Raw genomic sequence first — 23,697 nt, forward strand, 5'->3', positions numbered from 1 at the left:
GATCATGCGCGCCATACCTCTACTTTCGCTTCTGCTCAGCGGCTGGTTTATTGTTCCAGCCCATGCCGACGAGGCCCAGGACTGGTTGATCCGCCTGGGTCAGGCCGAGCAGCAGCAAAGCTTCCAAGGCACTTTCGTATACGAGCGTAACGGTAGTTTTTCTACCCACAATATCTGGCATCGTGTCCAGAACGGTCAGGTCCGCGAGCGTTTGCTTCAGCTCGACGGTTCGGCTCAGGAAGTCGTGCGTGTTGACGGGCATACTCAATGCGTCAGTGGCACCCTGATTGCGGGGTTGGGAGATTCTCCCAACTCGACCGCTCGTTCGCTTGATCCCCAAAAGCTTAAAAACTGGTATGAGCTTGCCGTTATCGGCAAGTCGCGCGTGGCCGGGCGTGATGCGGTCATCGTATCGCTGACGCCTCGCGACCAGCATCGCTATGGTTTCGAACTGCATCTGGATAAACAGACCGGGTTGCCACTGAAGTCGTTGTTGCTCAACGACAAGGGGCAGCTACTCGAGCGTTTCCAGTTCACCAGCCTTGATACCGCTGATGTCCCCTCGGACAAAGATCTGCAAGCTGGCACCGAGTGCAAGGCCGTTACTATTGACAGTGACAAGGCCTCTGCCGTGAAGACGGCTCAGGTCTGGCATTCCGATTGGCTCCCTCCGGGTTTCGTACTGACCAGCAGCACCTCGCACAAAGATCCGGAAACCAAGACTCAGGTCAGCAGCCTGATGTATGACGACGGGCTTGCGCGTTTTTCGGTCTTTCTTGAGCCGTTGAACGGTGCAACAGTGACCGATACCCGCACGCAGTTGGGGCCGACTGTCGCTGTTTCCCGCCGCCTCACTACGCCAGAGGGCGAGATTATGGTGACGGTGGTCGGCGAAATTCCAATCGGCACCGCCGAGAGGATTGCCCTATCGATGCGCAACGATGGTGCTGCAACCAGCAAGCAGTGAGCTGATTTCAGTCATTTCCACTTCTTCTTCGAGACGTAGATGAAATGTTTGCTCAGCATTTTCATTTGCAAATCACCCGAAAGTTTTTTATAGGTCAGAGCCTCACGGCTCTGGCCTTGTCTGTTGTTCCCGGAACAAAAATACCGGCCCGCGGTTCCCGGTGTTCCTTGCTCCATATCGCTTAACCCTGCTCGTCGTAACGGGAGCTGTATGTCGATACTTAGCTTGAAGTCTTATCTCTCCATTTTCGCCACCGTGCTGGTGCTGGGTCAGGCTGTCCCCGCTGTCCAGGCGGCCGACCTGCCGGATTTCACCCAACTGGTTGAACAGGCCTCGCCTGCAGTGGTGAACATCAGTACCACGCAGAAACTGCCGGACCGCAAGGTGAACCAGCAGATGCCTGACCTGGAAGGCTTGCCGCCGATGTTGCGCGAGTTCTTCGAACGCGGCATGCCGCCTCAGCAGCGTTCGCCGCGCGGCGATCGCCAGCGTGAAGCGCAATCGCTGGGTTCGGGCTTCATCATTTCCTCGGATGGCTACATCCTGACCAACAACCATGTGATTGCCGATGCCGACGAAATCCTCGTGCGTCTGGCAGATCGCAGTGAAATGAAAGCCAAGCTGATCGGTACCGATCCACGTTCAGACGTGGCCCTGCTGAAAATCGATGGCAAGGATCTGCCGGTGCTCAAGCTCGGCAAGTCCCAGGACCTGAAGGCTGGTCAGTGGGTGGTGGCGATCGGTTCGCCATTCGGCTTTGACCACACCGTGACCCAAGGCATTGTCAGCGCCGTCGGGCGTAGCCTGCCGAACGAAAACTACGTGCCGTTCATCCAGACCGACGTGCCAATCAATCCGGGTAACTCCGGTGGCCCGCTGTTCAACCTGAACGGTGAAGTGGTCGGGATCAACTCGCAGATCTACACCCGTTCCGGTGGCTTCATGGGTGTGTCGTTCGCCATTCCGATCGACGTGGCGATGGACGTTTCCAATCAGCTGAAAAGCGGTGGCAAGGTCAGCCGCGGCTGGCTGGGTGTGGTCATCCAGGAAGTGAACAAGGATCTGGCCGAGTCGTTCGGTCTTGATAAGCCGGCCGGTGCGCTGGTTGCACAGATTCAGGATGATGGTCCGGCAGCCAAGGGCGGCCTGCAAGTGGGCGACGTGATCCTGAGCATGAACGGTCAGCCGATCGTCATGTCTGCCGACCTGCCACACCTGGTCGGTGCGCTGAAAGCGGGCGCCAAGGCCAACCTTGAGGTGATTCGTGACGGCAAGCGCAAGAATGTCGAGCTGACCGTCGGTGCGATTCCGGACGAGGACAAAGAGCTGGCAGCGCTGCCGAAATCCGGCGCGGAAAGCAGCAGCAATCGCCTCGGTGTGTCGGTGGTCGAGTTGACCGCCGAGCAGAAGAAAACCTACGACCTCAAAGGCGGGGTAGTGATCAAGGAGGTTCAGGACGGTCCTGCGGCCCTGATCGGTCTGCAGCCGGGTGACGTGATCACTCACCTGAACAACCAGGCCATCGGCTCGACCAAGGAGTTCACCGAGATCGCCAAGGCACTGCCGAAGAATCGTTCGGTGTCGATGCGCGTACTGCGTCAAGGTCGTGCGAGCTTCATCACCTTCAAACTGGCTGAATAACCCGGTTGCGGTGAAATAAAAACCGCCTCGAAAGAGGCGGTTTTTTTATGCCTGAAACTTTTATGTCGCTGATGAAAACTCAGCCCATCATGTCCTTGATCATGCGCTCCTGCTCCATCAGCTCACGCTGGCGTGCATCGATCCGCGAGGACAGCGGGAAGTTGCTGCCCGCCTTGCGTTTGGCGAAATCGAGCTGCTGGATCGCCTGACGATAATCGCCGACCAGCGCGAAGTACTCGGCGCGGGCCTGATGCAGACCAATGATGTTGCCAGAGAGGCCACGGGTTTCGGCGACCTGATACCACACGTCCGGATCATTCGGGCGGGATTTGAGCAGGCTGTCGAGGGCTTTCTCCGCGTCGGCGGTGCGATTCTGTTTCAGCAACAGATCGACGCGAACCTGATTCAGCGGGTAGTTACCCGGATACTGCGTGAGCATCCGGTCAACCCGTGTTTGCGCATCTGGCAGACGGTTGTTGGTAATGTCCAGGTCGATCTGCGCGAGGTTGTAGATGATCTCGTTGGGCGACTTGGCCAGCAACTGTTTGAGGTTCTCCCTGGCTTCATTGAGCTGGCCGCCCTTGATCTGGGCGATCGCCAGGCCGTAGCGCGCCACGTCGTTCTTCGGATTCTCATCCAGTTGTGCGCGGAAGCGCTTGGCGCCCAGTCCCGGGGTTTCTTCGTAGATCAGCTGTACGCGGGCGCGGATCAGCTGATAGCGCATGCTGTCTTCGATGCCGCCCGCTGGCGCTTGTTCTGCGCGGTTGCGGGTGTCGGCGATACGCGATTCGGTCACCGGGTGAGTCAGCAGAAATTCTGGCGGCTTGGCGTCGAAGCGATACTGGCGCATCAGGCGTTCGAACATCGTCGGCATCGAGCGCGGGTCGTATCCGGCCTTTTCCAGGTTGAGGATGCCGATACGGTCGGCTTCCTGCTCGTTCTGGCGCGAGAAGGTACGCTGCGACTGAATGGCTGCGGCCTGAGTACCGGCGATGGTCGCGATCCCGGCATCACCGCCACCGGCGGCGGCAATCACGATCCCGGCAAGCAGCGCCGCCATCATCGGCACCTGCATCCGCTGCGAAGCTTCTACACCGCGCGCGAAGTGGCGTTGCGACAAGTGAGCCAGTTCGTGGGCCAGTACCGAGGCGTATTCGCCTTCGGTCTGCGCGTTGAGGAACAGTCCGCCGTTGACCCCGACAACACCGCCCGGCGCCGCGAAGGCGTTGAGCTGCGGGCTATTGATCAAGATGAATTCCAGGCGACGATCGGTCACTTGGCTGGTCTCCACCAGCTTGTAGACGCTGGATTCGACATAGTCTTTGAGCTGCGGATCGTTGAGCTGTGCAACCTGGCTGCGCAACATCGCCAGCCAGGCGCGGCCCAGCTGATATTCCTGTTGCGGTGAGACAATGGCAGAACTGGCGTCGCCAAGTGACGGCAGATCGTCGGCAAAGCCCGGTGAGGCGAGCAGGCAAGCGAGCGTCAGCAGGGTAGGGCGCAGAAATGTCATGCACAAAGCCTTAGAAGACAAAGACCTTACTGTAGCCGGACACCGGGCTTGCGACCAGATATTCTAGGCGCCTCAACCACCTGAACCGGAGTGACGCAATGACTGACGCTGTAGCCCATGACTGTGAATTGGACGCCAGTGGCCTGAATTGCCCGTTGCCGTTGCTCAAGGCCAAGATGGAACTCAACAAGCTGCCCAGCGGCGCGGTGCTCAAGGTGATCGCCACGGATGCGGGTTCGCAGCGCGACTTCCGCACCTTTGCCCGTCTGGCCGGTCATACGCTGCTGCGCGAAGAAGACGAAGCAGGCGTCTACCGTTACTGGTTGAAAAAAGCCTGAACCGACAGCGTAAAAGACCTAAGGATTATTGATGTTCAAAGTGTTACGCGACTGGATTCAGCGCTACTTTTCCGACGAAGAAGCGGTGGTGCTGGCGGTGCTGCTGTTTCTCGCCTTCACCGCGGTGCTCACGCTCGGTGGCATGCTCGCGCCGGTATTGGCCGGTATGGTGCTGGCGTATCTGATGCAGGGGCTGGTACTCGCACTGGAGCGTATGCGCGTGCCTGCTGCGGCGGCGGTGGGTCTGGTGTTTGCGCTGTTCATGGGCGTGTTGCTGGTGTTCATCGTGGTGGTGTTGCCGCTGCTGTGGCATCAGTTGATCACGCTGTTCAACGAGCTGCCGGGGATGCTCGCCAAATGGCAGTCTCTGCTGCTGTTGCTGCCCGAGCGTTATCCGCATCTGGTTTCTGACGAGCAGGTGCTGCAGGCCATCGAAGCGGCGCGTGGCGAGATCGGCAAGTTCGGACAGTGGGCGCTGACCTTCTCGCTGTCGAGCCTGCCGCTGCTGGTCAATATCATGATCTATCTGGTGCTGGTGCCGATCCTGGTGTTTTTCTTCCTCAAGGATCGGGCCATGATCGGCGAGTGGGTGCGCGGCTATCTGCCCCGTGAGCGAGCGCTGATCACCCGCGTGGCGCAGGAGATGAACCGGCAGATCGCCAACTACATTCGCGGCAAGGTCATCGAGATCGTGATCTGTGGCGGTGTGACCTACATCGCGTTTGTCGCTCTCGGCCTCAACTATGCGGCGCTGCTGGCGTTGCTGGTCGGGGTGTCGGTGGTGGTGCCGTACGTCGGTGCGGTGGTGGTGACCGTGCCGGTGTTGCTGATTGCGTTGTTCCAGTGGGGCTGGAGCGATCAGTTCATTTATCTGATGGCGGTCTACGGGATCATTCAGACGCTGGATGGCAACGTGCTGGTGCCGTTGCTGTTTTCCGAGGCGGTCAACCTGCACCCGGTAGCAATCATTTGCGCGGTGCTGTTGTTTGGCGGGCTTTGGGGATTTTGGGGCGTGTTTTTCGCGATTCCGCTGGCGACGCTGTTCAAGGCCGTGCTGGATGCGTGGCCGCGCAAGGAGCCGGTTGTGGCTCCATTGCTATAAAAGCAAAAAGATCGTCCGATCGCGGCTCGAGCCTGCGGCAGCTCCTACATTGGAATGCGTTTCCCTGTAGGAGCTGCCGCAGGCTCGGGCCGCGATCGGACGATCTTTTGATCTTCAGGCTTTATTCAGGTCCTGAGCCGCAGCCAGCACCGCATCCACATGCCCGGGCACCTTCACGCCGCGCCATTCCTGACGCAGTACACCGTTCTTGTCGATCAGGAACGTGCTGCGATCAACGCCCAGATATTCCTTGCCATACAGTTTCTTCAACTTGATCACGTCGAACAGCTGGCAGACGGCTTCATCCTTGTCGCTGATCAGCTCGAAAGGGAATTCCTGCTTGCACTTGAAGTTCTCGTGGGATTTCAGGCTGTCGCGGGAAATGCCGAAGATTTCCGTGTTGGCAGCCTGGAACGCCGCGTACTGGTCACGAAAACCCTGGCCTTCGGTGGTGCAGCCCGGAGTGCTGTCCTTCGGATAGAAGTAGATCACCACTTGCTTGCCCTTCAGGGCGGACAAGCTGACGGTCTGCCCGCTGGTGGCAGGTGCTTCGAAATCCGCAACCGGTTGGTCGATGACAACGGCCATGAAAGCTTCCTTACATTGGGTTTTGTGGGCGCCAAGGTTCGATCAGCGCGTCCAGGTTCATTGCGTCGGCGAAGTCCAGAAACTGGTCGCGCAGCCAGCTGATCTGGGTGCCGGCCGGCAGCGTCACGGTGAACGTGGCGTTGAGCATGGTGCCGCCGGTCTGCGGGGCCTGATAGGTATCGCAGGTCAGGTTTTCCAGCTCGACGTTGTGATCCATGAAGAACTGGCACAGCTCGTTGATGATGTCCGGGCGATACGCCGAGCTGACATAAGCCACATAGGGCAAGGCCTGCGGGCGGTTTTCCAGTGCCGCGCTGCGCACCACGTTGACGGTGAAGGCGTGGCGCTTGGCCAGGGTCGGCAGGCTGCCTTCGAGGCGGGCCAGCGCATCCCAGCTGCCGGAGATTTCCAGCACCAGGGCGCTGCATTCGCCATGGCGAGTCAGGCGGGAGGTGACGACGGCGCAGCGATTTTCATGGCTGGCGCGGCACAGGACGTTAGTCAGCTCCATGGGGTTGGCGCCAAGGGCACTGATGACAAGGAATTGTTCGCGAACTGTGGGGGTGGACATGCAGCATTCCTAAAGCGATGAGCGGTCGGTAGGTCGATAGGCGTTGGCCGTCGGGATGCGTCTGCGCGTGCCTATTCAGAAAGCCCCGGGCCACGGCTCGCAATTCGCTCCAATAATAGTGGAGCGTGCAGCAGCGACGCTGGAACGGGACCTGGGAGGCCGAAAAGGGAGGCTGGAACCCGGCGTACAAGCTGATCTGTACCGATCAAAGTCTGAAGGGTAGCGAAAACCGACGCCAAGGGGAATGGCGGCGCAGTACTTCGCTTGTGCAAGCATCTTGGCGCCAGTACCATTACCGCTCTCTTTTTCCGGCAGGAGCGTTTTCATGATTCGGGGCAGTATGGTGGCACTGGTCACACCCATGGATGCACAAGGGCGTCTTGACTGGGACAGCCTCCGAAAACTCGTGGACTTCCACCTTGAAAACGGTACCCACGCCATTGTCGCTGTCGGTACTACCGGTGAATCGGCGACCCTTGATGTAGAAGAGCACATCGCCGTCATCAAAGCCGTGGTCAAGCAGGTCGCAGGCCGCATCCCGGTGATCGCCGGGACTGGCGCCAACTCGACCCGCGAAGCCGTCGAGCTGACCCGCAACGCCAAGGAAGCCGGCGCCGACGCCTGCCTGCTGGTCGTGCCGTACTACAACAAGCCGACTCAGGAAGGCCTGTACCAGCACTTCAAGCACATTGCCGAAGCAGTCGACATTCCACAGATTCTCTACAACGTTCCCGGCCGCACCTCCTGCGACATGCAGGCCGAGACCGTGATTCGCCTGTCTACCGTGCCGAACATCATCGGTATCAAGGAAGCCACTGGCGACCTGAAACGCGCCAAAGCCATCATCGACGGCGTAAGCAAGGACTTCATCGTGCTGTCCGGCGATGATCCGACAGCGGTCGAGCTGATCCTGCTGGGCGGCAAAGGCAACATCTCCGTAACGGCCAACGTCGCCCCGCGCGAAATGGCTGACCTGTGCGAAGCTGCGCTGAACGGCGACGCCGAGACCGCACGGGCGATCAACGAAAAACTGATGCCGCTGCACAAGGATCTGTTCATCGAAGCCAACCCGATTCCGGTGAAGTGGGCTTTGGTTGAAATGGGCCTGATGCACGAAGGCATCCGCCTGCCGTTGACCTGGCTGAGCGCTCCTTGTCATGAAACGCTTCGCACGGCCCTGCGCCAGTGCAGCGTCCTGGTTTAATTGAGGAAGTACAACGCATGAAGCGAATGGCCGGACTTTCCGCACTTGCCTTGATTATCTCCAGCACCAGTGGCTGCGGATGGGTCTGGGGCCCGGAAGGTTATTTCCGTGACCGTGGTAGCGATTACCTGGAAGCGCAACAGACTGCACCGATGCAACTGCCACCGAATGTCAGCACCTCCAAGCGTCTGGATCCGCTGTTGCCGATCCCGCGCAACGTGGCTGATGACACCGCCAAGGGCGAATATGTGGTGCCGCGTCCGCAACCGCTGACGGCGGTTGCCGAGGCGACCGACTACTCGCTGCAGAAGAGCGGTGACTCGCGTTGGGTCGTGGCCCAGCACCCACCGGCCGAAGTCTGGCCAGTGGCGGTGCAGTTCTTCCAGGACAACGGTTTCCGTCTGGATGAACAGCGTCCGCAAACCGGTGAGTTCACCACCACCTGGCAGCACTCCGACGAACTGTCCGCCGCTGTGGCCAAGCGCCTGAGCGCCGCCGGTGTCGGCGCCGACAGCGAAACCCGCGTGCGGGTGCGTATCGAGCCAGGCGTGCAGCGCAACACCAGTGAAATCTACGTGGTCAGCGCCGAGCGTCCTGCCGGCAGCACCGCCGACGTCGATTTCACCAACCGTTCGGTCAATACTGGCCTGGACGCAGCGCTGGTCGACGACATGCTCGCGAGCATGAGCCGGATCTCCGAGAAGGGTGGTTCGGTGTCGATGCTGGCTTCGCGTGACTTCGATACCCCGAGCCGTGTCAGCCTCAGCGAGGACGGCAGCGGCAACCCGGTACTGAACGTCGGTCCGGACCTGGATCGTGCGTGGTCGAGCGTCGGTCGTGCGCTGGAGCAAGGTCAGTGGCGCGTTGAAGACATCAACCGCAGCCTGGGCCTGTACTACATCAACCTGGCCGAAAAAGCCGAGAAGAAAGACGACAAGCCTGGTTTCTTCAGCAGCCTGTTCGGCAGTGCGCCGACCAAGGAAGAAGTTGAAGCCCGCGCCGAGCGTTATCAGGTTCGCCTGAGCAAGGTCGGTGAGAACGTTCAGGTGACCGTCGAGAAGAACATCAACACCGTCGCGCCGGCCGATGTGGCGCGCAAAGTGTTGAGCGTGATTCAGGACAACCTGGGCTGATCACATGCGCTTTGCCGTTCTCGGCAGCGGTAGCCAAGGGAACGGCACGCTGATTGCCAGTGCTGATACCTATGTGCTGGTGGATTGTGGTTTTTCCCTGCGGGAAACCGAAAAACGCCTGTTGCGTCTGGGGGTTCACCCGGCGCAACTGAGCGCGATACTCGTAACCCACGAACATGCCGACCACGTGCATGGCGTGGGTTTGCTGTCTCGGCGCTACAATCTGCCGGTCTACCTCAGTCGCGGCACATTGCGCGGGATGCGCAAACCGATCGAACCCGCCGGCTTTCTGGCCGGTGGCGAGCAATTGCAGATCGGCGCACTGAACATCGGGGTCATTGCCGTGGCCCATGATGCGCAGGAGCCGACCCAGTACGTATTCAGTGACAACGAGCAGCGGCGCTTCGGCCTGCTGACCGACCTGGGTTCCTACTGCGAGCGGGTGCTGGACGGTTACCGGGATCTCGATGCGTTGATGATCGAGTCCAATCACTGCCGCGACATGCTGGCCCGTGGTCACTATCCGTACTTTCTCAAGCAACGGGTGGGCGGCGAGCTGGGACATTTGAACAACCATCAGGCGGCATTCCTGGTGGCCGAGTTGGGGTGGCAGGGCTTGCAGCATCTGGTTCTCGCCCACCTGAGCAGCAAGAACAACCTGCCGCAGCTGGCCCGGCAATGTTTTGTCGACACTCTCGGGTGCGACCCGGACTGGCTGCAACTGGCCGATCAAGATTCAGGGCTCGACTGGCGCCATATCGCCTAGCCCATCTACTTAGCAAGCGGAGCCCATCATGGAAAAACGTGAAGAACTCTACCGCGGCAAAGCCAAATCGGTTTACAAGACCGACGACGCTGACCGCTTGATCCTGCTGTTTCGCAACGACACCTCGGCGTTCGACGGCAAGCGTATCGAGCAGCTCGACCGCAAAGGCATGGTGAACAACAAGTTCAACGCCTTCATCATGCAGAAACTCGAAGCGGCCGGCATTCCGACCCAATTCGACAAACTGCTGGGCGACAACGAGTGTCTGGTGAAGAAGCTGGACATGATCCCGGTCGAGTGCGTCGTGCGTAACTACGCCGCCGGCAGCCTGGTAAAACGTCTGGGCGTCGAAGAGGGCATGAAGCTCAACCCGTACACCTTCGAACTGTTCCTGAAGGACGACGCCAAGGGCGACCCGTTCATCAACGAATCCCACGTCGTGGCATTCGGCTGGGGCACCGCCGAGCAACTGGCGCGCATGAAAGAACTGTCGCTGAAGGTCAACGAAGTCCTGAGCAAACTGTTCGACGACGCAGGCCTCTTGCTGGTGGACTTCAAGCTTGAATTCGGCGTGTTCAGCGACGGCTCGATCGTCCTCGGCGACGAGTTCAGCCCGGACGGCTGCCGTCTGTGGGACAAGGACACCAAGAAGAAGATGGACAAGGACCGCTTCCGTCAGGGCCTCGGTGACGTCATCGAAGCCTACGAAGAAGTCGCCAATCGTCTGGGTGTACCGCTTTAATCGACGCAAGCATCTGATAGCACGGAGAAAATTTTCGAAAGAGGGTTTGCTTTCGGCAGAAGTGTTGTTATGATGCGCGCCGTTGGAGAGATGCCAGAGTGGCCGAATGGGACGGATTCGAAATCCGTTGTACCTTCACCGGTACCTAGGGTTCGAATCCCTATCTCTCCGCCATTACATAGAAAAAGCCCCGTAGCTGAAGAGCTACGGGGCTTTTTTGTTTCTGCTCGCTTGAGTAATCAGCAAATCCTGTCGCCGGAACCCGAGGTTGAACTCGATTGATGCCGGTTCGTACGTAACTCTCGGAGTCGACCTACAGCTCTATTTCAAATCACTCCTTATCCTGACTTGCGTGCCCAATATCGACTGGAATTCGGATAAAAAGACGCCGCTTTTCAAGCCTGGAGGGCGGCGTTGTCCGCTTGTTCAAGGGGGCGCGCTTCATGGATCAGCGATATGAATCGCGATTTCCAATTTTTCCTGCGCGGTATCATGGTGTAATACTATGAACAACAAACAGCTCGGTACGCTCGCAGCTATATTTTCACGACCCACACCCTCCACGTTGGAATGGGCGCGCATCGAGTCTCTTTTCAATGCGGTCGGGGCCAGAACCGTGGAAGGCAATGGTTCGCGAGTTCGGTTTGAATTAAGAGGTGTGGTCGCTACGTTCCACCGACCTCACCCGGATAAAGAAGCAAAGCCCTATCAGGTTCGTGATGCTCGGGCTTTTCTTGAACAAGCAGGAGTCACTCCATGAACGTGATGAATTACAACGGGTATGCCGCCCGAATTGAATACAGTGATGAAGATGGTCTTTTTGTTGGTCATATCGCTGGGATCAAGGATGTTGTAGGTTTTCATGGCGAATCTGTAAAAGAGCTTCGGTCAGCGTTCGAAGAGGCTGTTACTGACTATCTGGAGACTTGCGCAAAACTGGGCCGTGCTCCTCAAAAGCCTTATTCGGGCAATCTCAGTCTGCGTTTGGCGCCAGCTCTTCATGCGACTGTTGCCGTAAAAGCGCAATTGGCTCAAAAAAGCATTAATCAGTGGGTTGCGGATGTTCTTGACCGAGAGGCCCATGCCTAGTTTGATTCTGGTGTGGAACTACAGGGTTTTATGTACGTTGTTCCCGAACAGAGCAAAAAGCCCCGTAGCCGAGCAGCTACGGGGCTTTTTTGTTTCTGCGGGCTTTACCAGGCATCCGCCTCAGCCACTCACGGCTGCGAGTGCCCGAGCTTCTGTTTGATCAGGTCATACACTTCCTTGTGCGTCGAGTTGCGCAGGGTGTTGTCCTTGCAAGCCGAGGCCAGGAAGGTTTTCACTTCATCCTTGGCGTGCGGATAGAGGCTGGCGACGTAGTCAGCTTCATGCGTCTGGGTACAGTTGAAGTGCTTGTCGTCTTTCGCTTTGTCTCTAGCCATGATGCGGCTCCTTTAGAGTTTGAACGTCATTTGGCGAAACAGGGCTGGATGGCCCCGTACGCTGAAGAGCGCAGGGTCGCAAAGATGCTTTGCCAGTGATCAGGCGAAAAAGGAAGAGGCTGTAGGACACGGCTCCATGCCGGGCGGCGCGGTCAGATTTCCTTCACCGGCGTCTCCCCCCGCACACCCTTGATCAACTCGACCACATGTAAACAATCGGCCTTGTTCACATACGACTCGCCACTGGCAATCGTCTCGTGGTTCCCCGCCCGCAGCCTCCAGCGCCATTGGCCTTTGCCGGTGCTCGGGGTGCCTCGGGATTGCCTGTAGATCTCGAAATACATTCAGTTCGCTCCTTGCGATAGTGTTTGCGCCAACCTGTGTGGCGCATCGTCGCAAGCCTAGCGGAGCGAGTTTTTTTCGCTATCGGGCATTTGTTTCCAATCGTTGGAAGATGTTTCTGAAGAGCGCGGGCTAGAGCGCACGCATTGGCGTCTGGATTGGCCAAAATGTCGTCATTTGCGCCTTGCAAGGCTATCGACGCTACTGCTTAATACGGGACGGCTCATGGCGTTGAAAATGCTTCGACGACCGACAAACACTATAAAAAGAGCATTCCCTTGACTGAGCATGGAACGGCACAGGCCACACGGGTCACGTTATCGCTGGTTGTCCCGGTTTTTAACGAGGAGGACAGTCTCGACGCGTTCATTCAGCGCATCGATGAAGTCTTCCAGCACCAGGCGTTGATTGCTCTGGAGCTGGTGTTCATCAATGACGGCAGTACTGATGCCACGCTTGAGCGGCTGCTGGATCGTCAGCGGCATGATTCGCGGCTGCGCATCGTCGATCTGAGCCGAAACTTCGGCAAAGAGGCGGCGTTATCCGCTGGTCTGCAGATCGCCTCCGGGCAGATTGTGGTGCCTATCGATGCCGATCTGCAGGACCCGCCCGAAGTCATTCTGCAAATGATCGAGCGTTGGCGCGAAGGGTATGAAGTGGTGCTCGGTCACCGCATCAGCCGCGACAGCGACACTTGGGCCAAGCAGACTTCGGCGCACTGGTTCTATCGCCTGCACAACAAGATTGCCGAGCAACCGCTGCCGGAAAACGTCGGTGATTTCCGCCTGATGGACCGTTGCGTGGTCGATGCCTTGCTGACCTTGCCCGAGTCCCGGCGTTTCATGAAGGGCCTGTTCGCCTGGGTCGGGTTTCGCACCACTCATGTTGATTACGAGCGGCCCGAGCGTGTGGCGGGGCAGAGCAAGTTCAACGGCTGGCGGCTGTGGAACTTTGCTCTGGAAGGCATCACCAGTTTCAGTACCGAACCGCTGCGGATCTGGACTTACATCGGCGCGGCGGTCTCGCTGGTATCTTTTGCCTTTGCCATTTTTATTGTGCTGCGCACGCTGATCCACGGCGTCGACATGCCCGGTTATGCCTCGCTGATGGTGGCCGTGACGTTCCTCGGTGGCCTGCAATTGATTGGCATCGGCGTACTCGGCGAGTACCTCGGCCGCACTTATATCGAATCCAAACGCCGGCCGGTTTTTCTGGTGCGTCGCGTCTACGACCCCAAGGACTGAAACATGGATCTCAAGGAAACCGATATCCTCGGCGACAGCATCGGTGAGCATTGGTATTACTGCTCCAAAGCGGCGGCGACTCGTCGTCTGCTCGGTGATGCACCCATCACGCGGATTCTCGACGTGGGCGCCGGGTCGGGTTTTTTCTCGCACCATCTGCTGACCCAAACCTCGGCGCAGGAGGCGTGGTGCGTCGATATCAGTTACCCCGCCGATTCCGATGCGAGCACTGCCGGCAAACCGGTGCACTACCGCCGCGATATCGACGCCATCGACGCAGATCTGGTGCTGCTCATGGACGTACTGGAGCATGTCGACGATGACCTCGGTCTGCTCAAGGCTTACGTTGACAAGGTACCGTCCGGCAGCCGTTTCCTGATGACCGTGCCGGCGTTTCAGTTCCTGTGGAGCGGTCACGACGACTTCCTCGAACACAAGCGCCGCTACACCCTGCCGCAGTTTGAAACCCTGGCTCGTGACGCCGGTTTGACGGTGCAGCGCGGTGCCTACTATTTCGGTGCGGTGTTTCCGATCGCGGCAGCGTTGCGTTTGCTGCCCAAAGGCCCGCAGGCCGCAGCACCGCAGTCGCAGCTCAAGCGCCATCATCCGCTGGTCAACGGCGTGCTCAAGACCCTCTGCAGCCTTGAACTGCCGCTGATGGGCATCAATCGTCTGGCGGGTCTGAGCGTGTTTGTGCTGGCGCGTAAACCGTGACCTCAGCCGACAGATCGGCGTTGATCCAGCGCGGCTTGCGGTTTGCTGTGACCGGTCTGTTCGTCACCGCGCTGCATGCGCTGGTGGCGGTGCTGTTCATCAATTTCGTTGCACCGCAACCGCCACTCGCCAACGGTGTGGCGTTTGTCGTGGCGACGGTGGTGTCCTACGTGATCAACACCACCTGGAGTTTTTCTGCCCGTTTGCACGGCAAAACCCTGCTGCGCTTCATGCTGGTTTCCTGCGGTGGATTCTGCCTGGCGATGTTCGTCGCGTGGGCGGCGCAGATTGCCGGACTGCACTATTTGCTGGGCATCGGCGCCGTAGCGCTGATCATTCCGGCATTCACCTTCGTGCTGCATAACTTCTGGACGTATCGATGAGGGGCTTGAACAAACATCCAGCCTTGGCGCTGTTGCCAATCCTGTTGGGCGCGCTGGCGTTTTTTCTGGTGATTGGCCCGCGTGCGCTCGACCCGCAAAACATTGCCTGGCTCAGGGACGGTGATCCGGCGACGCATTACCTGGGCTGGGTATTCTTTCGCCATTCACCCTGGACTTTTCCCCTCGGGCTGAACCCGTCCTATGGGATGGAACTGGGCAGCTCGATCATTTTTTCCGATTCCAATCCGCTGCTGGCGCTGTTGTTCAAACCGTTCAATGGCTGGTTGCCGGAGACGTTCCAGTATTTCGGTTTATGGCTGCTGGCGTGTTTCATTCTGCAGGCCTGGTTTGCCTGGAAGCTGCTCGGCTTGATCACCGATAATCCCGTGTTGCGCCTGCTCGGCGCCGGGCTCCTGGTGTTTTCGCCGCCGATGTTTCTGCGCACCGGTGGACATCTTTCGCTGGTCGGGCACTTCCTGATTCTTGCGGCGTTGTATCTGGCACTCCACCCGGCATTCGAGCGCCGACGTTTGGCGTGGGGGGCATTGCTCGCCGTGACGGCATTGGTTCACGCTTACCTGTTGGGCATGGTGGCGCTGATCTGGGTCGCGGATCTGTTTGGCAAGTTGTGGGCTGGCAAGCTGACGCGCCGTCAGGTCCTTATCGAGTTGGGCGGCTTGTTCGCGTTGGTCAGCGCGTGCTGCTGGCAGGCGGGTTATTTCAGTATTACCGACGGCGCGGCGGGCGGCGGTTTCGGCTTTTATCGAATGAACCTGCTGTCGCTGTTGGATGCCGACGGCTGGTCGTTCGTCTTGCCAGGTATCCCCAAGGGCGCAGGCGATTACGAAGGTTTCAACTACCTGGGTCTAGGTGTCTTGTTGCTTCTGCCGCTGGCCGCTATCGGCGGGTACACAAGCGGCATCTCGCTGAAGGCATTGCTGTGCAGTCGACCTTTATTGCTGTTGGCGTTCATCGGATTGACGCTGTTCGCCCTGTCGAATCAGATCGGTTTCGGCCTGCAGACGTTCGGCTATCCGCTGCCAAAATTCGTGCTGCGTGCAGCGAGTATTTTTCGCGCTTCGGGCCGGATGTTCTGGCCGGTGTTTTACGTCATCGTGATATTGCTCACTTATCTGGTGGTGCGCGGTTATCGGCCGCGTATCGCCATGGGGCTGCTGGCGCTGGCGTTGGTGGTGCAAGTCGCCGACACCCGGATTGCCTGGGCAGGTTTGAGAGCAGCGAAAATGCTGCCCGAAGCCTCGGCCTGGGCCAGCCCGATGCATGATCCGTTCTGGGCCAGCGCGGCGGCGCACTACAAGAACGTCCGTGCCTTGTCACCGAAAAATCAGCCTGATCAGTGGCAGGCGATTGCCGATTTTGCTGGCACCCATGGGTTGAAAACCGACGCGGCTTACCTGGGGCGTACGAGCCCCAAGGCGCTGGAGAAGCTGTCGCGCACGACGCAAAGCCACCTCGCCAGCGGCCAGTACGACAGCGATTCGCTGTACATCCTCGATGACGACGCGCTGGAGTTGGCGGTCAAGAGCATCCGCAGCGACACCGATCTGTTGACCCGGGTCGACGACTTTGTCGTGCTGGCCCCGGGCTGGAAACACTGTAATGACTGTCTGGCGATGGTCGATCAGGGGCGGGTGCTGTCGTCGATACCCTTGAGCCAGCCGGGACTGGTGCAGACGTTCAACCGCAGCACTCGGCAACTGGTCAAAGGCTGGTCCACACCGGAAGCCTGGGGCACCTGGAGTGATGGACCGGATGCGGAACTGCTGCTGCGCGTCGCCCCCGGGTCGCATGCGCTGGTGATTGATGCCCTGGCCTTTGCCATGCCGCCGAACCTCAGTCAGCGGGTGATCGTCAGCATCAATGGTGTAGAGGCGTTGTCGACGCGGCTGACTCAGGTGCAGGGCAATCGGCTGGAAATACCGCTCAGCGCCGCGCAGGTGGCCGAGGAATATCTGAATGTCCGATTGCACCTGCCCGATGCAGTCAGCCCGAAAAAACTCGGCTTCAATGACGATGCGCGAGTCATGGGGCTGGGGTTGAAAACCCTGACGGTTCAGTGAAATTGTCGAACAAACCGCCAATCGTCTGATAGACGTCAGTCTCAAGGACTTCATACACTGCCGGCAGTCTGGGGAGCGAGGGCAATGGATGAATCGAAATGAATTACGCAAGGCCGACATCAACCTGATGGTGGTGTTCGAGACCTTGATGCTCGAACGCAACGTGACCCGGGCGGCGGAGAAGCTGTTTCTCGGCCAGCCGACCATCAGTTCGGCGCTCAATCGCTTGCGCGCGATGTTCAACGATCCGCTGTTCATCCGTGTCGGCCATCGCATGGAGCCGACTGCCCGGGCCGAAGAACTGTTCAAATACCTGTCGCCGGCCCTCGACTCACTGTCGGTGGCGCTGAGTCTGACTCACGATTTCGACCCGGCCGTGAGCAACATGACGTTCCGTATCGGCCTGTCCGATGACGTCGAATTCGGTCTGCTGCCACCGTTGTTGCGAGCGCTGCGTCAGGAAGCACCGAGCGTGGTGTTCGTGGTGCAACACGTCGATTACTGGCGCATCCCCGATCTGCTGGCCGCCGGCGACATTACCGTCGGTATCAGCCAGACCCGAGGTTTGCCGGCCAATGCCAAGCGCAAATTGCTGCGGCATATCCAGCCGAGCATCCTGCGCGCCGATGCCTCGGATTCGCCACTGACCCTTGATGAATACTGTTCACGCCCACACGTACTGGTGTCGCACACGGCCAACATCAGCGGTTATGCCGATGAGTGGCTGGCGGAAATCGGCCGCACCCGGCATGTGGTGTTGTCGGTGCCGCAATACAGTGCGCTGCCGGCATTGCTGGCCGGCACCGACCTGATCGCCAGCTTGCCGGACTACACCGCCGAAGCCATGGCTGCCTCTGGGCTGTTGTTCAAGGAACCGTTCCCGTTCAAGACGCCGATGCTGGATCTGTCGATGGTCTGGCTCAGCCACGTAGACAGCGACCCGGCCGAGCGCTGGCTGCGTTCGCGGCTTGAGGCATTCATGAGCGAACGGCCACTGACCGCGCCCTGAATCCCACCACAAATCTCTCTGTAGGAGTGAGCCTGCTCGCGATGAGGGCGTGTCAGTCACATCAATGTTGTCTGACACAGCGCTTTCGCGAGCAGGCTCACTCCTACAAGGGTTTGCGTTCGTCTGGTCCGCCTGCTTTGCTCAATGGCAATAACCTTGACGGAGGCCTGTCTCCATGAGCATTTCCCGTTCGTTGCTGCGTGGGCGCGGCAGTCTCGACAGTGGCAAGGTCGGCATGGTCGAGCTGTTTTTCGATCTGGTGTTCGTGTTCGCCGTGACTCAGCTCTCGCATTCGCTGCTCGCGCAGTTGACGATTCTGGGCGCGGTGCAGGTGGCGCTGTTGATGGTCGCGGTGTGGTGGGTGTGGATTTTCACTTCGTGGATCACCAACTGGCTCGACCCGGAAAAACTGCCGATCCGCCTCGGCCTGTTCGGGCTGATGATCGCTGGTCTGCTGCTGTCGTCCTCGATCCCCAAGGCTTTCACCGAGCGCGGGCTGATGTTTGCCTCGGCGTTCGTGTTCATGCAGGTCGGGCGTACGCTGTTTGCGATCTGGGCGGTGCGTGGCGAGTCGCTGAGCATGACCCGCAACTTCCAGCGGATTCTGGCGTGGTTGATGTTCTCCGGCGTGTTCTGGATCGCCGGGGCATTTCTTGACGGGCAGCAACGTCTGCTGTGTTGGGCGCTGGCGCTGCTGATCGAGCTGATCTCGCCTTCGCTGTATTTCTGGGTGCCGGGGCTGGGGCGTTCGTCGTTGAGTGACTGGAACGTCGAAGGCAATCACATGGCCGAGCGCTGCGCGCTGTTCGTGATCATCGCCCTGGGCGAATCGTTGCTGGTGACCGGCGCGACGTTCGCCGAACTGACGCTGAGCGCCACCGGGGTCATGGCGTTTCTGGTGGCGGTGCTGGGCAGCATCGGCATGTGGTGGGTGTACTTCGACAGCGGCGCCGAGCGCGCGCATCACCGCATCGCGCATTCGAATGATCCGGGGCGCCAGGCGCGCATCGCCTACACCTACCTGCACGTGCTGATCGTTGCCGGGGTGATCGTCAGTGCGGTGGCCGACGAACTGGTGCTGGTGCATCCGGATCACGCCAGTGACGCCGGGATCCTGGTGATCGTGGGCGGGCCATGGCTGTTTCTGTTGGGCAATGCGCTGTTCAAGTGGGTCATGTCGGACCGACCGCTGCCACCCTTGTCGCATGTGGCTGGGCTGGGGTTGCTCATGCTGGCGCTGCCGCTGGCGTTGAATCACTGGTTTTCGGCGCTGATGCTCGGGGCGCTGACCACGGCGATCGTGGTGCTGGTGGCGCTGTGGGAAAGCCTCGCATTGCGTCAGACGTCGGCCTCGATAACCTCGGAAAAAGCCGCAGGAGAGTAGGGCAGTGCTGTGATATATGTACGACCTTTCTGCCGAATGACTGGAGCACCCCATGCCACACCTGCACATGGAATACACCGCCAACCTGCCGCAGTTGAACGCTGATGTGGCGTTGATTCGCCTCAACAACGCCCTTGTGGGTTCCGGTCAGTTCGCTGCGGAGTTCGATATCAAGAGCCGGGCGGTGAAGGTCGAGACCTTCAAGGTCGGTACCGGTATGGGCGAGCGCGCTTTTGTCCACGTGAAGCTGGCGCTGCTCAGCGGTCGTTCGCCGCAGATCAAGAAGCAGCTCTCGGAGAGTCTGCTGGCGGTGTTGCAGGATTTGTGCGAGTGGCCGGCCGGGGTCGAAGTGCAGTTGTGTGTGGAGTTGCTCGATATCGACCGCGACTCCTACACCAAAACCGCCATCGGCGTGTAGGACTCAGGCCGCTTCCAGCTCACTGCACACCTTGATCACCTGCTCGCGCAGCCAGACGTTGGCGCTGTCCTGATCGGCGCTCTGGCTCCATTGCATGTCGAGGGTGAATCCCGGCAGGCCGTTCGGCGCCTCGCAGTGATTGAACACCGCGTCGTTGGTCAGCAGACGCTGGATGCGCCGGGGCAGGGTGAGGATGAAGTCGGTGCCGGTGATCATCTTCAATGCCGCGCTGTAGCTATTGGAGCGCGCGACGATCTGCCGTTTCTGCGCCTGACGCGCCAGCCAGCCATCGACCATGTTGGTGCTGGAAGTCCACGGCGTCGGGAACACATGGCGCCGTTCGGTGAAGGCCTGCAGGCTCAGGCGCGGTTCCAGCGGTGTGGCGCGTTTGTCGAAGACACAGACCAGATCGTCCTCCAGCAGCATTCGCGATTTAAGGTCGGTGTGGCTGCGGTGGAAGTTGGGGCCGAAGCAGATCACCAGGTCGAGGCTGCCGTCGCGCAGTTCGTCGGCGGGTACGTCAGTCTCGAACTTGTGCATGTTGACCACCACCGGCAAATCGTCGAAGTCGAAACGCTTCAAAAGGCGCGGCAACACCAGTTGCTCGAAGTATTCCGGGGCACAGATATTGAAAGTCACCGCTTGCCGGGTCGGATCGAAGGCCGGGGCGCCGGCGTGGCACAGGTTGATGCTTTCGAGGATCTTCTGCACATGGCCGTACATGGTGCCGGCCTTGTAGGTGGGGCGCATGCCCGTGCGGGTATTGATGAACAACTCGTCTTCGAAACTGGTGCGCAATTTTTTCAGGCAGTAGCTGACGGTGGACTGGCTGACGCACAGCGTCTCCGAGACATCCGTGACGCTGCTTTGCTCATACACGGCGATAAACACCATGAGGTCCTGCATGTCGAGCTTTCGAAGCAAGTTACTGTTCAGCATCCGTTCCGTCCCGCTGTGCTCCTTGCGCTGAATCCGCGCAAACGTGTGCGCATGATCGTAGCGGAACGATGGTGCCAGGACAAAGCCCTGTAGGACGTTTCAATGTCGCCAGTGGGACAGAAAGTTTTAGCAACACGACGTCGGCAAATAAACCGCAGAAAGATGGCAACAGGCCTCTAGCTCGGCGACGGCATTCTGCTTCAGCGAATGTGTCGGGCGTACTGCCGAGGGTCAAAGCGCAGCACTATCAACAACATCACCACCATCACTGCGGTCAGCGACCACCATGCCCATTCAAAGCTGCCGAGACGGTCGCGGATGATTCCGGCCAGCAGTGGCGAAAACCCGGCGATCAGGTAGCCGATGCCTTGCACGAACGCGGTCAGGCTGCCGGCGCGCTGCGGGTTGTCGAGGTGATCGAGCGAGACGATCAGGCTCATCGGGAACAAGCCGCCAATCCCCAGCCCCAACAGGCACGGCCACAGCAGGCTGAGATGTTGCGGGCTGAGGATCAATCCGCAGAAGCCGCCGATGATCAGCAGCAGCAATGCCGCGAGGACCGCGCGGCGATCACGGCTGCGGTTGGCGATGGCCGGCGTCACCAGCCCGGAAATCACCTCCATGGCGGTCAGAAAACCCAGCAGCAGTCCGGCGTGCTGTTCGCTCCAGCCCTGTTCCACGTAGTACGGCGCCAGCCAGGCGAGTACGCAGGTGTAGGACGCCGTGCCGAGGCCGAAGAAGAGGGCAAGCAGCCAAGCGCGGGAGCTACGCGTGAAGGACTCTTTTCCTGCAGGCGTGTTCTGGATGGATGACGGGGTCGACTGTGTCCACCAGACCAGCAACGCGAGCAAGGCCAGTGCCGCCCAGATTGCCAGCCCGATCCGCCAGCTGCCGGTCTGCAGCAGCACCAGTGGCGAAAATGAGGCGGCCAGTGCGGCGCCGCCCATGATCGACGTGACATACAGGCCCATGCACAGCGCCACATGGTCGGGGAAGCGTGACTTGATCAGCACCGGCATCAGCGCCTGAATCAGGGCGATACCCATCCCGGCCAGCACCGCGCTACCAATCAATTGCGGCGCCGAATCGAGCACCAGCCGCGACAGCGTCGCCAGTCCGATGATCGACAACGACAGGATTACCGTGCGTTGCTCGCCCAACCGTCGGCTGATACGGATGCCGAAAAACATCGCCAGCCCCATCGCCATCACCGGCAGCATGGTCAGCAGCGAAGCCACGCTGAAGCTCAACGGCATATCGCCACGAATCGCCGACAACAACGGCCCGACGGCGGCCATGGAGGGGCGCAGATTGAGCGCGACGAGAATGATCCCGGACATCAGCCAGACAGCGGGGCGGGTGGTGGCGCGGACGTTTTCCATCGGCAGGCTCTGATTGTGGAGGCTGTCGATTAGGCGGCGTGGCGCACGTATCGGCAAATCAGATTTCCCGAGCATTATTTAAAAACTAAATATGACTCTTCCCCCCTGTAGGAGCTGCCGCAGGCTGCGATCTTTTGTTTTTCAAGATCAAAAGATCGCAGCCTGCGGCAGCTCCTACACGGGGAGGTTCGTATTCCTCTTGCTGACCACGCTGTAAGACTATTCTTTGCCTCTGGCAGGACATTTCGTTACAGCTCTGGACCAGCGCAGGCGCGTAAAACGCCGGCGGCGATATATACTGCGCGCCATTCTTCAAGGGAGAGCCGTGTGGCCATCGATATTCACTGGATTCGCGACAACGAAAGCCTCGCGCAGTTTTGCGCCGAGTGGCAGCAACTGCCGTTCGTTGCCCTCGACACCGAATTCATGCGGGTCGACACCTTCTACCCGATTGCCGGTTTGCTGCAGGTCGGTGACGGCAAACGCGCCTACCTGATCGATCCGCTGACCATCGACGCCTGGCAACCGCTGGCGGCGTTGCTGGAAAACCCGGCGGTGCTCAAAGTCCTGCACGCCTGCAGCGAAGACCTCGAAGTGCTGTTGCGCCTGACCGGCAGCTTGCCGGCGCCACTGTTCGACACTCAATTGGCAGCGGCCTACCTGAACCTCGGGTTCTCGATGGGCTATTCGCGACTGGTGCAGGAAGTACTCGGTATCGACCTGCCGAAGGGTGAAACCCGCTCCGACTGGTTGCAGCGTCCGCTTTCCGACACACAAATCAGCTATGCCGCCGAAGACGCGGTGCATCTGGCGGAAGTTTTCGTACAACTGCGGCCGAAACTGTCTGACGACAAATTCGCCTGGGTGCTGGAGGATGGCGCCGAACTGGTGGCCAACCTGCGCCGCGAGACCGATCCGTACGAGGTCTATCGCGAAGCCAAACTGGCGTGGAAACTGTCCCGCGCGCAACTGGCGGTGCTGCGTGAGCTGTGCGCCTGGCGTGAGCGTGAAGCCCGCGCGCGCAATCTGCCGCGCAACCGCATCGTCCGTGAACACTCGCTGTGGCCACTGGCCCGCACGCAACCGGACAACCTCGCGGCGTTGGGCAAGATCGAAGACATGCACCCGCGTACCGTGCGTCAGGACGGCCAATTTCTGCTTGATCTGATCAAGCGCTCTGGCAGTGTGGGGCCTGATCAATGGCCGCCGGCGGTGCCGGAGCCATTGCCGGTCGAAGCGGCAGCGCTGATCAAGCAACTGCGCGCCCTCGGCCAGGTCGAAGCCGAATGCCTGGGCATCGCCCCGGAACTGATGCTGCGCAAGAAAACCCTCGAAGCGCTGGTCAAAAGCGGCTTCCCAGAGGGTCCTTATCAATTGCCTGAGTCGCTGCGTGGCTGGCGCCGCGAACTCATGGGCCAGAAGCTGCTCGACAGCCTGGCCACCGCCGGAGAACAGCCTTGAAACGTATTTGCTCCATTTACCAAAGCTCCAAGCGAAGCGGAATGTATCTTTATGTGCTCAAGAGCGATGCTCTGGAGCGTGTGCCGGAACCCCTGATGCTGGCGTTCGGCAAGCCGAAACATTCTTTCGATCTGGTGCTGTCGCCTGAGCGCAAGCTGGCCAGCGAGGACATCGTCGTGGTCCTGGAAAACCTCGACAAGCAGGGTTACCACCTGCAGATGCCGCCGGCCGAGGACGAGTACATCGAACACCTGCCGGAAGAATTGCTGCGACGCAACGACCCGGTCTGATCTGCGAGGCCCTGTTCTGGGCCTCTTGCCACCCTGGAACTGATTTTACGGCGACGACCGC

At 59.6% G+C, this 23,697-nt stretch carries 26 protein-coding genes and 1 tRNA gene; 20 read left to right on the forward strand and 7 right to left on the reverse strand.

Annotated elements, in window-relative coordinates; translation table 11 throughout:
• Window positions 1–4 precede the first annotated feature (4 nt).
• Together BW33_RS07480 and BW33_RS07485 are read left to right on the forward strand one after the other, a co-directional pair.
• Window positions 5–967 carry a MucB/RseB C-terminal domain-containing protein gene (locus BW33_RS07480; RefSeq protein WP_047598083.1) on the forward strand — a complete coding sequence of 321 codons (963 nt, stop codon included), beginning with the start codon at window positions 5–7 and terminating at the stop codon, window positions 965–967.
• Window positions 968–1,177: 210 nt separating this feature from the next.
• Window positions 1,178–2,608 (forward strand): DegQ family serine endoprotease, encoded by a 1,431-nt coding sequence (locus BW33_RS07485; protein ID WP_047598084.1) that lies wholly within the window; start codon window positions 1,178–1,180, stop codon window positions 2,606–2,608.
• Window positions 2,609–2,687: 79 nt separating this feature from the next.
• Here BW33_RS07485 and BW33_RS07490 read toward each other — a convergent pair whose 3' ends face one another.
• The gene (locus tag BW33_RS07490) at window positions 2,688–4,121 is read right to left on the reverse strand and encodes a M48 family metalloprotease (RefSeq protein WP_007963277.1); all 1,434 of its coding nucleotides are present in this window, start codon (window positions 4,119–4,121) and stop codon (window positions 2,688–2,690) included.
• 98 nt (window positions 4,122–4,219) lie between these two features.
• Here BW33_RS07490 and BW33_RS07495 point away from each other — a divergent pair, with 98 nt between their 5' ends.
• A complete protein-coding gene (locus BW33_RS07495; RefSeq protein ID WP_007963279.1) occupies window positions 4,220–4,459 on the forward strand; it encodes a sulfurtransferase TusA family protein in 240 nt (79 codons plus the stop codon).
• 31 nt (window positions 4,460–4,490) lie between these two features.
• Window positions 4,491–5,561 carry an AI-2E family transporter gene (locus BW33_RS07500; RefSeq protein WP_047598085.1) on the forward strand — a complete coding sequence of 357 codons (1,071 nt, stop codon included), beginning with the start codon at window positions 4,491–4,493 and terminating at the stop codon, window positions 5,559–5,561.
• Window positions 5,562–5,675: 114 nt separating this feature from the next.
• On the opposite strand, the gene BW33_RS07505 is transcribed toward BW33_RS07500, so the two are convergent.
• Together BW33_RS07505 and BW33_RS07510 are read right to left on the reverse strand one after the other, a co-directional pair.
• Complete coding sequence (locus BW33_RS07505; RefSeq protein ID WP_041070370.1) at window positions 5,676–6,149, reverse strand: peroxiredoxin; 474 nt, start codon at window positions 6,147–6,149, stop codon at window positions 5,676–5,678.
• A gap of 10 nt (window positions 6,150–6,159) precedes the next feature.
• Window positions 6,160–6,720 (reverse strand): glycine cleavage system protein R, encoded by a 561-nt coding sequence (locus BW33_RS07510; protein ID WP_007963284.1) that lies wholly within the window; start codon window positions 6,718–6,720, stop codon window positions 6,160–6,162.
• A gap of 325 nt (window positions 6,721–7,045) precedes the next feature.
• On the opposite strand from BW33_RS07510, the gene dapA reads away from it, so the two are divergent.
• The 7 genes from dapA (at window position 7,046) to BW33_RS07540 (ending at window position 11,654) form a co-directional block, all read left to right on the forward strand.
• Window positions 7,046–7,924, forward strand: a complete 879-nt coding sequence (gene dapA / locus BW33_RS07515; RefSeq protein WP_007963285.1) for a 4-hydroxy-tetrahydrodipicolinate synthase — start codon at window positions 7,046–7,048, stop codon at window positions 7,922–7,924.
• Window positions 7,925–7,941: 17 nt separating this feature from the next.
• Complete coding sequence (gene bamC / locus BW33_RS07520) at window positions 7,942–9,057, forward strand: outer membrane protein assembly factor BamC (protein WP_047598087.1); 1,116 nt, start codon at window positions 7,942–7,944, stop codon at window positions 9,055–9,057.
• Window positions 9,058–9,061: 4 nt separating this feature from the next.
• Entirely contained in the window at window positions 9,062–9,823 is a 762-nt protein-coding gene (locus BW33_RS07525) for an MBL fold metallo-hydrolase (RefSeq protein WP_047598088.1), read from the forward strand.
• A gap of 28 nt (window positions 9,824–9,851) precedes the next feature.
• The gene (gene purC / locus BW33_RS07530) at window positions 9,852–10,565 is read left to right on the forward strand and encodes a phosphoribosylaminoimidazolesuccinocarboxamide synthase (RefSeq protein ID WP_007963288.1); all 714 of its coding nucleotides are present in this window, start codon (window positions 9,852–9,854) and stop codon (window positions 10,563–10,565) included.
• A gap of 84 nt (window positions 10,566–10,649) precedes the next feature.
• Window positions 10,650–10,739: transfer RNA gene (locus BW33_RS07535), tRNA-Ser, on the forward strand.
• 331 nt (window positions 10,740–11,070) lie between these two features.
• Window positions 11,071–11,325 carry a type II toxin-antitoxin system HicA family toxin gene (locus BW33_RS28335; RefSeq protein WP_081794184.1) on the forward strand — a complete coding sequence of 85 codons (255 nt, stop codon included), beginning with the start codon at window positions 11,071–11,073 and terminating at the stop codon, window positions 11,323–11,325.
• Window positions 11,322–11,654, forward strand: a complete 333-nt coding sequence (locus BW33_RS07540) for a type II toxin-antitoxin system HicB family antitoxin (RefSeq protein ID WP_047598089.1) — start codon at window positions 11,322–11,324, stop codon at window positions 11,652–11,654. The genes BW33_RS28335 and BW33_RS07540 overlap by 4 nt, the downstream gene beginning before the upstream one ends.
• Window positions 11,655–11,782: 128 nt before the next feature.
• Here the strand turns inward: BW33_RS07540 and BW33_RS07545 are convergent, their stop codons facing one another.
• Both BW33_RS07545 and BW33_RS07550 read right to left on the reverse strand, forming a co-directional pair.
• Window positions 11,783–11,989 carry a hypothetical protein gene (locus BW33_RS07545; protein WP_047598090.1) on the reverse strand — a complete coding sequence of 69 codons (207 nt, stop codon included), beginning with the start codon at window positions 11,987–11,989 and terminating at the stop codon, window positions 11,783–11,785.
• Between the two features lie 152 nt (window positions 11,990–12,141).
• Window positions 12,142–12,333: a YegP family protein gene (locus tag BW33_RS07550; protein ID WP_047598091.1), complete on the reverse strand. Its 192-nt coding sequence runs from the start codon at window positions 12,331–12,333 to the stop codon at window positions 12,142–12,144.
• 276 nt (window positions 12,334–12,609) lie between these two features.
• On the opposite strand from BW33_RS07550, the gene BW33_RS07555 reads away from it, so the two are divergent.
• From BW33_RS07555 to BW33_RS07585, 7 genes are all read left to right on the forward strand, one after another.
• Window positions 12,610–13,575, forward strand: coding sequence for a glycosyltransferase family 2 protein (locus BW33_RS07555; RefSeq protein ID WP_047598093.1), 966 nt, complete (start codon window positions 12,610–12,612; stop codon window positions 13,573–13,575).
• A gap of 3 nt (window positions 13,576–13,578) precedes the next feature.
• Window positions 13,579–14,289 carry a class I SAM-dependent methyltransferase gene (locus tag BW33_RS07560; protein WP_047598095.1) on the forward strand — a complete coding sequence of 237 codons (711 nt, stop codon included), beginning with the start codon at window positions 13,579–13,581 and terminating at the stop codon, window positions 14,287–14,289.
• Window positions 14,286–14,672 (forward strand): GtrA family protein, encoded by a 387-nt coding sequence (locus BW33_RS07565; RefSeq protein ID WP_047598096.1) that lies wholly within the window; start codon window positions 14,286–14,288, stop codon window positions 14,670–14,672. Before BW33_RS07560 ends, BW33_RS07565 begins: the two co-directional genes overlap by 4 nt.
• Window positions 14,669–16,753: a DUF6311 domain-containing protein gene (locus BW33_RS07570; RefSeq protein ID WP_047598097.1), complete on the forward strand. Its 2,085-nt coding sequence runs from the start codon at window positions 14,669–14,671 to the stop codon at window positions 16,751–16,753. The genes BW33_RS07565 and BW33_RS07570 overlap by 4 nt, the downstream gene beginning before the upstream one ends.
• Window positions 16,754–16,841: 88 nt before the next feature.
• Window positions 16,842–17,762 carry a LysR substrate-binding domain-containing protein gene (locus BW33_RS07575; RefSeq protein WP_027614510.1) on the forward strand — a complete coding sequence of 307 codons (921 nt, stop codon included), beginning with the start codon at window positions 16,842–16,844 and terminating at the stop codon, window positions 17,760–17,762.
• Between the two features lie 175 nt (window positions 17,763–17,937).
• Window positions 17,938–19,146: a low temperature requirement protein A gene (locus tag BW33_RS07580; protein ID WP_047598099.1), complete on the forward strand. Its 1,209-nt coding sequence runs from the start codon at window positions 17,938–17,940 to the stop codon at window positions 19,144–19,146.
• Between the two features lie 52 nt (window positions 19,147–19,198).
• Window positions 19,199–19,564: a 5-carboxymethyl-2-hydroxymuconate Delta-isomerase gene (locus tag BW33_RS07585; protein ID WP_047598101.1), complete on the forward strand. Its 366-nt coding sequence runs from the start codon at window positions 19,199–19,201 to the stop codon at window positions 19,562–19,564.
• 3 nt (window positions 19,565–19,567) lie between these two features.
• Here the strand turns inward: BW33_RS07585 and BW33_RS07590 are convergent, their stop codons facing one another.
• Window positions 19,568–20,503, reverse strand: coding sequence for a LysR family transcriptional regulator (locus tag BW33_RS07590; RefSeq protein ID WP_047598103.1), 936 nt, complete (start codon window positions 20,501–20,503; stop codon window positions 19,568–19,570).
• A 200-nt stretch (window positions 20,504–20,703) separates the two neighbouring features.
• Complete coding sequence (locus BW33_RS07595) at window positions 20,704–21,885, reverse strand: cyanate transporter (protein ID WP_047598105.1); 1,182 nt, start codon at window positions 21,883–21,885, stop codon at window positions 20,704–20,706.
• A gap of 327 nt (window positions 21,886–22,212) precedes the next feature.
• On the opposite strand from BW33_RS07595, the gene rnd reads away from it, so the two are divergent.
• Together rnd and BW33_RS07605 are read left to right on the forward strand one after the other, a co-directional pair.
• Entirely contained in the window at window positions 22,213–23,346 is a 1,134-nt protein-coding gene (rnd, locus tag BW33_RS07600) for a ribonuclease D (protein WP_047598107.1), read from the forward strand.
• A complete protein-coding gene (locus BW33_RS07605) occupies window positions 23,343–23,636 on the forward strand; it encodes a YcgL domain-containing protein (RefSeq protein WP_047598109.1) in 294 nt (97 codons plus the stop codon). Before rnd ends, BW33_RS07605 begins: the two co-directional genes overlap by 4 nt.
• Window positions 23,637–23,697 lie beyond the last annotated feature (61 nt).

Source organism: Pseudomonas sp. RIT288 (assembly GCF_000631985.1).
GTDB lineage: Bacteria > Pseudomonadota > Gammaproteobacteria > Pseudomonadales > Pseudomonadaceae > Aquipseudomonas.